Annotated in this window: 7 protein-coding genes; 6 read left to right on the top strand and 1 reads right to left on the bottom strand. The window is 67.9% G+C overall.

Features of this window, described 5'->3' with window-relative positions:
* Positions 1 to 61: 61 nt before the first annotated feature.
* A complete protein-coding gene (locus tag GZ998_RS01495) occupies positions 62 to 772 on the bottom strand; it encodes a hypothetical protein (protein ID WP_219108529.1) in 711 nt (236 codons plus the stop codon).
* Between the two features lie 62 nt (positions 773 to 834).
* Here GZ998_RS01495 and GZ998_RS01490 point away from each other — a divergent pair, with 62 nt between their 5' ends.
* From GZ998_RS01490 to GZ998_RS01465, 6 genes are all read left to right on the top strand, one after another.
* On the top strand, positions 835 to 1,617 hold the full coding sequence (locus GZ998_RS01490; protein ID WP_162678930.1) for an ABC transporter ATP-binding protein: 783 nt from the start codon (positions 835 to 837) through the stop codon (positions 1,615 to 1,617).
* A 117-nt stretch (positions 1,618 to 1,734) separates the two neighbouring features.
* Positions 1,735 to 2,199 (top strand): NfeD family protein, encoded by a 465-nt coding sequence (locus tag GZ998_RS01485; RefSeq protein WP_161924245.1) that lies wholly within the window; start codon positions 1,735 to 1,737, stop codon positions 2,197 to 2,199.
* Between the two features lie 72 nt (positions 2,200 to 2,271).
* Positions 2,272 to 3,516, top strand: a complete 1,245-nt coding sequence (locus GZ998_RS01480; RefSeq protein ID WP_162678929.1) for an SPFH domain-containing protein — start codon at positions 2,272 to 2,274, stop codon at positions 3,514 to 3,516.
* 71 nt (positions 3,517 to 3,587) lie between these two features.
* Positions 3,588 to 5,345 carry an ABC transporter ATP-binding protein gene (locus GZ998_RS01475; protein WP_162678928.1) on the top strand — a complete coding sequence of 586 codons (1,758 nt, stop codon included), beginning with the start codon at positions 3,588 to 3,590 and terminating at the stop codon, positions 5,343 to 5,345.
* On the top strand, positions 5,342 to 7,336 hold the full coding sequence (locus GZ998_RS01470) for an ABC transporter ATP-binding protein (protein WP_161924243.1): 1,995 nt from the start codon (positions 5,342 to 5,344) through the stop codon (positions 7,334 to 7,336). Before GZ998_RS01475 ends, GZ998_RS01470 begins: the two co-directional genes overlap by 4 nt.
* Positions 7,333 to 8,202: an RNA methyltransferase gene (locus GZ998_RS01465; protein WP_219108528.1), complete on the top strand. Its 870-nt coding sequence runs from the start codon at positions 7,333 to 7,335 to the stop codon at positions 8,200 to 8,202. Before GZ998_RS01470 ends, GZ998_RS01465 begins: the two co-directional genes overlap by 4 nt.
* Positions 8,203 to 8,245: the final 43 nt, after the last annotated feature.

Genomic DNA, 8,245 nt, shown 5'->3' with positions numbered 1-8,245 from the left:
CGCTGCCGCCCACCCGGGCGGCAGCGTCAATGCCGGGGGAGTCGGCAGCCTCCGGAGCCCCTCAGTGCGCCCACCATTCGGTTGCCGCACCAACGCCCCGGCGCGCGGCGGCGAGCAGAGGACGCAGAATGGCGCCGCGCCGCTCGGCCTGCTGGGCCGTTGCCGCGGCGCCGTCGTCCTCCAGGGCCAGGGTGCAGATTGCGCGCAGGCGCAAGGACCGCTCCAGCAGGGTACGACGGCGCGGGTCCAGCCCTGGTGGCAGTAGGCGCGGATCGACGACGGCGGTTATCAGGTCGTTGAGCGTATCGGCCAGCTCGGGGCGCTCGCGGGCCAGGTCCAGCTCGATCAGCGCGTCGATCGCCGCCTCAGTGGCGGAGTGCACGTCCCGGCGCGCCTGGGAGGCGTCCAGGGGAGGTAATGGGGCAGGCATCTCCTCCACCTGCCAGGTGACCGACGCTCCGGACGCCCAAGGCACCAGTAGCACACTGCGACCGGAGGCGGACTCCATCACTACACCCTCGCCGGCGTCGACTGCGGCGGCCAGCCCGGGCAAAGGATCTGCGGGGGACGGCAGCACCGCGCTCGCACGCGCGAGCGGCCCGAAGTCGGCCACCCACCGTTCCAGGGGTGCGCGGCCCAGTCCCCAGGGGGAGACGTCATCGGCCGCCTCATGCACGGCGTCGGGGCCTTGCACTACGGCGCGCCCCTGCGAGGAGGGCAGCGGCGCCCACAGGGCCAGCAGGACGGACAGTGGCAGCGCGAGAGGATCCACGACGCCGCACCCTAGCGGCAAATTGCGGATGGGCGAACCGTCCCGCGGGATAGGGTGGGCACATGACCAGCGTGCTCCGCTTCGATGACGTCTCGCTCCACCGCGGAACCACCCAGATTCTCTCCCACGTGAGCTGGGCCGTGGAGGAGGGGCAGCACTGGGTGCTGCTCGGCCCCAACGGCGCCGGCAAGACTACGATCTCGCGCATCGCCTCGGCCCGGTTGTTCCCCTCTTCCGGGGAGGTCGAGATTCTTGGTGAGCGGCTGGGACGCGTGGACGTCGGTGACCTGCGGCCCCGTATCGGCCTGGCCTCCACCGCCCTGGCGGCCCGGGTCGGGCCTGCCGAGACCGGGCTGTCCGTGGTGCTGTCGGCCTCCTACGGCAAAATCGGTGTGTGGCGTGAGGAATATGACGACTTTGATGTCGAGCGTGCCCGCGCCCTGCTGTCCGCACTGGGCGCCGCACACCTTGCGGACCGGGCGTGGGCGAGTCTGTCATCGGGGGAGCGCAAGCGCATTGAGCTCGCACGGGCGCTGATGCCCGATCCGGAGCTGCTGGTTCTGGATGAGCCGGCGGCCGGGCTCGACCTAGCCGGCCGGGAGCAACTGCTGGCGGCGCTCAGTGAGATCCTGTCCAGTGCGGGCGCCCCCTCCATGCTGCTGGTGACCCACCACCTGGAGGAGATCCCCGTGGGCTTCACGCACGCTATGGCGCTGCGCCACGGCACCGCCATAGCCCAGGGGCCCTTGGAGGATGTCATGACCAACGACGTCGTCACCGCCACCTTCGGCCTACCCCTGGAGATAGCCCGGGATCGGGGCCGCTACGCGGCCCGGGGAGCCTGACGGCCCCTGCCCGGCCGGTCGGGAAGGTCGGGGCGCCGCGGATGAAGACGGTGCGCATAATGGTTGTGCTCACAATGACGACGCCGATGACAGGCACATGAACTGGAGGAGCGAACAATGATTTGGCTGTGGTGGGTCGGAGCCGCACTCCTGCTCGGCGTCATCGAGATGGCAACAGCGGACCTGACGTTTCTCATGCTGGCCGGTGGCGCGCTAGGAGGCGCAGCGACTGCCGCCCTGGGCGGCCCGCCCTGGGCGCAGGCGGTCGTGTTCGCCCTGGTGGCCACGCTGCTGCTGGTAGCGGTCCGTCCCTGGGCCAAGCGGCACCTGGCCGCAACCACCCCCGAGATGCGCACCAACGCCGAGGCCCGCATCGGCCGCGAGGCCACTGCGCTCACGGTCGTTGACTCGCGCGACGGCCGCATCAACCTGGACGGCGAGGAGTGGAGTGCCCGCCTGGCTCCTGCGCCGCAGTCCTACGGGTCCCTTGCCGACGCGCACGTGGAACCCGGTGCGGGTGTGCGCGTGGTCGCCATCGACGGCGCCGTCGCGGTCGTAGTGCCGTTGGCGCCGGGCCGATAGCGAACCGGCGAGGTAACGATAAGCGTCACATTCCCGTATGCTTCCGAATACAACCGATCGAAAGGCCCTGCAGTGCTAGAGACCACGATTCTCGTCATCCTCATACTGATACTGCTGCTCGTAATTGTCGCCCTGTTCCGGGCGGTGCAGATCGTCCCCCAGTCCTACGCGATCATCGTCGAGCGCCTGGGCAAGTTCCAGGCCGAGTACGGCGCGGGCATGCACCTGCTGGTGCCTTTCGTAGACCGGGTGCGCACCACGGTGGACCTGCGCGAGCAGGTGGTCTCCTTCCCGCCCCAGCCGGTGATCACCTCCGACAACCTGGTGGTGTCAATCGACTCGGTCATCTACTACCAGGTCACCGACCCCAAGCGCGCAACCTACGAGATCGCCAACTACCTGCAGGCGATCGAGCAGCTGACCGTGACCACCCTGCGCAACGTCATCGGCGCCATGGACCTGGAGCAGACGCTGACCAGCCGCGACCAGATCAACGGCCAGCTGCGCGGGGTGCTGGACCAGGCCACCGGCCGCTGGGGCATCCGCGTGTCCAATGTGGAGCTGAAGTCCATTGACCCGCCCGCCTCGATCCAGGGAGCCATGGAGCAGCAGATGCGCGCCGAGCGCGACCGCCGCGCCGCCATCCTGACCGCGGAGGGCGTCAAGCAGTCCCAGATCCTGACTGCTGAGGGTGACAAGCAGTCCGCGATTCTGCGGGCCGAGGGTCAGGCCCAGTCCGCGATCCTCAAGGCGCAGGGTGAGTCCCGCGCCATCCTGCAGGTCTTTGACGCCATCCACCGCGGCAACGCCGATCCCAAGCTGCTGGCCTACCAGTACCTGCAGACCCTGCCGAAGATCGCCAACGGATCCTCCTCGAAGATGTGGATCGTGCCCACCGAGTTCACGGCCGCACTGGACGGCATCGCCGGCGCGCTGGGCGGCAAGTCCCCCGGCGGCCCGGACTCCGGTGCCTTCGGCGCCGGCGCGGGCGGGGATGTCAAGGTGGATGTCTCCGGCATGGAGTCCAGTCTCGACATCGCCGGGGACCTGGCGCAGACCAGCTTGCAGGCCCCCGAAGAGGCGCTCGCCCAGGCCCGCGGGGAGGCCGCATCAGCCTCCCAGGAGGCAGAGGCCGCAGACACGCCGGCGGCAGGTCGCGCCGGGGCCGGGACTCCCCAGCAGCCGGGCACGCCTGTGCCGAGTGCCCCTGAGACCACGGCACTGCCGACCTCAGGCGGCCGCCACGCCGACACCGGGGACTCCGGGGCGCGGCCCAGCGTGCCCCCGTCCATCCCGCCCTCGGGCCGCGACGCGTGAGACTCGTCCCAAGCGCATGCCGATAGTGAAATGAGAGGGTGCCGGGAGGCGGCTGGTTGTAGCCTCTCGAGGTGCTATTCAAGACACTTCGTCATTACCTGAGACCGTATGCGTCCTCGTTGGCGATCGTCTTCATCCTCAAGATCATCGAGACGGTCGCGGTTTTATCGCTACCCACCCTGAATGCCGACATCATCAATGACGGCGTGGTCACGGGCGATACCGACAAGATCTGGTCCCTGGGCGGGCAGATGCTCGCGATCACGGTTGTCCAGGGAATCGTTGCCATCGTTGGCACCTATCTGTCCGCACGGGCCGCGATGGGCCTGGGTCGGACCATGCGCGCGGACATCTTCAACCACGTCCAGCGCTTCAATCTGGAGGAGGTCTCCCGCTTCGGGGCGCCTTCCTTGATCACCCGCTCCACCAATGACATCCAGCAGGTGCAGATGGTGGTATTCATGGCCAGCACCATGATGCTGATGGCGCCGATCATGCTGGTGGGCGGCACCATCATGGCCCTGCGCGTGGACGTGCCCCTGTCCGGCCTGCTGCTGGTACTGATCCCGCTCCTGCTGGTGGTGGTCGGCACGCTCATGAGCCGCCTGCTGCCTCACTTCCGGGTGATGCAGTCCCGCATCGACCGCGTGAACCTGGTGATGCGCGAGCAGATTCAGGGTGTGCGCGTCATCCGGGCGTTCGTCCGGCAGAAGGAGCGCGGCCAGGTGTTCAACGAGGCCAATGACGCGCTGACCGATACCTCGCTGCGCATCGGGCGCCTGTTCGCCATGCTGTTCCCGTCCGTCACGGTCATCATGAACCTCGCCTCCCTCGGTGTGATGTGGTTCGGCGGTATGCGCATCAACGACGGGCAGATGGAGGTAGGCGACCTGACTGCCTTCCTGAACTACATCATGCAGATCCTCTTCTCAGTGATGATCGCCGTCATGCTGGTCACTGTCCTGCCGCGGGCCGAGGTGGCCGCTAACCGCTTCCAGGAGGTCATGGCGGTAGACCCGGCAATCAAGGCTCCCGCGAACCCGCGCCACCTGCCCGAGCCCACCGGCGCCGACGCAGGAATGCGCGGCCGCCGAGTCACGCTGGACAACGTGACCTTCCGCTACCCGGGAGCCGACTCCCGCGTCCTTGCGGAGATCAGTATCGACATGGCCCCCGGGACGACGACGGCGTTCATCGGCTCAACCGGCTCGGGCAAGACCACACTGGCCAACCTGCTGCCGCGACTGCTGGACGTAACCGAGGGCGCGGTAACCGTAGACGGCGTCGACGTACGTGACCTGGACCCGCACGAGCTGCGGGAGAACGTCGCCACCGTCCCCCAGAAGGCCTACCTGTTCTCCGGCACCATCCGCTCCACCCTGCTGCACGGACGGCATGACGCAACCGACGCCGAGCTGTGGGAGGCGCTGGAGGCCGCCCAGGCGGCAGGCTTCGTACAGGCTCTGGACGACGGACTTGAGCACGAGGTTGACCAGGGCGGCGTGAACTTCTCCGGCGGGCAGCGCCAGCGCCTGGCCATCGCCCGTGCGCTCGTGCGTCGCGCCGGAGTGTACGTCTTCGACGACTCCTTCTCCGCGCTTGACTACGCCACCGACGCGCGCCTGCGGGCAGGCCTGCCGCAGGCGACCGGCGGGGCGACGATCGTCGTCGTCGCCCAGCGCGTCGCATCCGTGCGCAACGCCGATCAGATCGTGGTCCTGGACGAGGGGCACGTGGTCGGTGTCGGCACCCATAGCGAACTCATGGACACCTGCCCCACGTACACGGAGATCGTCCTTTCCCAGATCAGTGCCGAGGAGGCCGCATGAGCCACGGACCCGGGCCCAGGCGGGCCCCCAACCAGAAGGCGAAGGACTTCCGCGGCACCTGGAAGCGCCTGCTGCGTGAGCTGCGCCCGGAGCGAGTGCGCATCACCACCGTCATGGTGCTGACCACAGCCGCCGTCGTCCTGAACGTCGCTGCGCCCAAGGTCATGGCCCGCGCAACCAACGTTATCTTCGCGGGCGTGCTGGGCAAGCTGCTGGAGTCCTTCGGGCTACCGCACGGGCTGTCGGGCGACCAGCTTGAGCAAGTGCTGCGCGCCGCAGGGCAGGACACGTACGCGGATATGCTCTCCGCCTACGACGTCGTGGTTGGACAGGGCCTGGACAGCCGCGCCCTGATGACGATTCTGGTGCAGACCCTGACCCTGTACCTCCTGTCCGCCCTGTTCCTGTGGGCTCAGGCCCGCATCCTCGCGGGTGTAGTCCAGCGCACCGGGCAGCGTATGCGCGCCGAGGTGGCGGACAAGCTGGATCGCGTACCGCTCTCCTACATTGACCACGGCTCGCGCGGCGACATGCTCTCGCGCGTGACCAACGACGTCGACAACATCACCCAGACTCTGCAGCAGACCATCTCCCAGGCACTGAACTCGATCATCACCGTGGTCGGAGTGTTCACGATGATGCTGACCGTTTCAGTGCAGCTGTCGCTGGTGTCCCTGGCCACGCTGCCCGTGGCGCTGGTCATTACGCTCCTGATCGCCTCCCGGGCTCAGCCGCACTTCACGGCGCAGTGGGATGCCACGGGTGACGTGTCCGGTGTGGTCGAGGAGGCCTTCACCGGACACGAGGCGGTCACGCTGTTTAACTCCCAGGAGACCTTCAACGAGCTGTTCGAGCAGGAGAACAACCGGCTGTACGAGGGCTCGTACAAGGCGCAGTGGATCTCCGGCACCATCCAGCCTGCAATGCGTGTGGTCTCCAATCTGAACTTCGTGATAATCGCCGTAATCGGTGGCGTGAAGATCACTAGCGGACAGATGACTCTGGGAGACGTGCAGGCGTTCATCCAGTACTCCCAGCAGTTCACCCAGCCGATCACGCAGCTGGCTTCAATGGCCAACCTGCTGCAGTCCGGTGCTGCCAGCGCGGAACGCCTGTTCGAGATCATGGACGCCCCCGAGGAGACGGACTCCGCCCGCCGCGCCCTGCCCGAGCGTGTAGCCGGACGAGTCGTATTCGACCACGTGAGGTTCTCCTACAGCCCGGACACGGAGCTGATCACGGACCTGAACCTTACGGTGGAGCCGGGTCAGACAGTTGCCATCGTGGGCCCAACCGGGGCTGGCAAGACTACCCTGGTGAACCTGCTGCTCCGCTTCTACGACCCACAGGGCGGCTCTATCACCCTGGACGGCATCGACACGCGCGAGCTCGCACGCAACGAGCTGCGTGAGCAGATCGGCATGGTGCTGCAGGACACCTGGCTGTTCGAGGGCACCATCGGTGAGAATATCGCCTTCGGCTCCGCTCACGCCGATGAGGAGCAGGTGCGGGCGGCGGCCCGCGCCGCAAGCGTCGACCACATTGTGCGCTCCCTGCCAGACGGCTATAACACCGTGATCGACGACGCCGGTGCGGGTGTTTCTGCCGGGGAGAAGCAGCTGATCACGATTGCGCGCGCCTTCCTGGCGGACAGGCAGATCCTGGTCCTGGATGAGGCTACGTCCTCGGTGGACACCCGCACCGAGCTGCTGGTCCAGAAGGCGATGGTGGAGCTGCGGCAGGGACGTACTAGTTTCGTGATCGCCCACCGTCTGTCCACCATCCGTGACGCGGACATCATCCTGGTGATGGAGCACGGAGACATCGTCGAGCAGGGCAGCCATGAGCAGCTGATGGCCGCCCGCGGCGCCTACTACGAGCTTTATCAGAGCCAGTTCTCCGGTCCGGAGGCCGCTGAGGACACGGCCGTGACCACCGACCCGATCCTGGCCGCGGTGCGACGGGGTGGTAGGGGCAAGACCCGGCTGTGATAGTTCCGCTCGAGCAACTGGATGACACCGATGAGCGCCTGGCCGACTACCTGCGCCTGACCGACGTGGCTCTGCGGCGCCGCCTGGAGACCGAACGCGGCCTGTACATGGCCGAGTCCACAAAGGTCATCGCCCGGGCGGTGGCTGCAGGGCACGCCCCGCGGTCCTTTCTCATGGCCCCGCGTCACCTCGAGCAGATGCGCCCGGTCATTGCCGCAGCCACCGGTTGCGGCGGACGGGACGACGGCGGTGAGGTCCCGGTGTTTGTTGCCCCGGAGGGACTGCTGGAGTCGCTGACGGGATTCCACCTGCACCGCGGTGCCCTGGCTGCGATGAACCGTCCAGTCCTCGCCGACGTCAGCGAGTTGCTGGCCGGTGCGCGCGGCGGAGCCGGGGCACGACGCATCGCCGTCCTGGAGGATCTGGTCGACCACACCAATGTTGGTGCTGTCTTCCGCAGCGCCGCAGCCCTGGGGGTCGATGCCGTACTGGTCACGCCGCGCTGCGCGGACCCGCTGTACCGGCGCAGCGTGCGCGTCTCCATGGGCACCGTCTTCCAGGTGCCGTGGACGCGCATCGACCGGTGGCCCGCCCTTGACGAGCTGCACGCGGGCGGCTGGACGGTGGCAGCCCTGGCGCTGACGCGGGAATCGGTCAGCCTGGACGCCTTCGCGGCCGCGCCTGCCTGTACCGACCCGGAGGGGAGGGTAGCCCTAGTTCTGGGCGCCGAGGGCGATGGGCTGAGCCCCCGCACGATCGCGGCCGCCGACGCGGTTGTGCGCATCCCCATGGCCGCAGACGTGGACTCCCTCAATGTGGCTGCGGCGGCCGCAGTCGCCTTCTGGGAGCTGCGCGTGCGGTCATGAGCTCCCGAGCCCGTGCTGCTCGCGGCGGTGGTGCCTGTGCGAG

It is taken from the genome of Actinomyces sp. 594, assembly GCF_019325145.1.
In the GTDB taxonomy this organism is placed as follows: domain Bacteria; phylum Actinomycetota; class Actinomycetes; order Actinomycetales; family Actinomycetaceae; genus Actinomyces.
The sequence above is the reverse complement of the archived record's forward strand: the minus strand, read 5'-3'. Positions and strand labels throughout refer to the sequence as shown.

Excerpts from the sequence above, each read along its gene's own strand:
- GZ998_RS01490 (WP_162678930.1), top strand. The coding sequence starts at position 835 with ATGACCAGCGTGCTCCGCTTCGATGACGTCTCGCTCCACCGCGGAACC.
- GZ998_RS01470 (WP_161924243.1), top strand. The coding sequence starts at position 5,342 with ATGAGCCACGGACCCGGGCCCAGGCGGGCCCCCAACCAGAAGGCGAAG.
- GZ998_RS01485 (WP_161924245.1), top strand. The coding sequence starts at position 1,735 with ATGATTTGGCTGTGGTGGGTCGGAGCCGCACTCCTGCTCGGCGTCATC.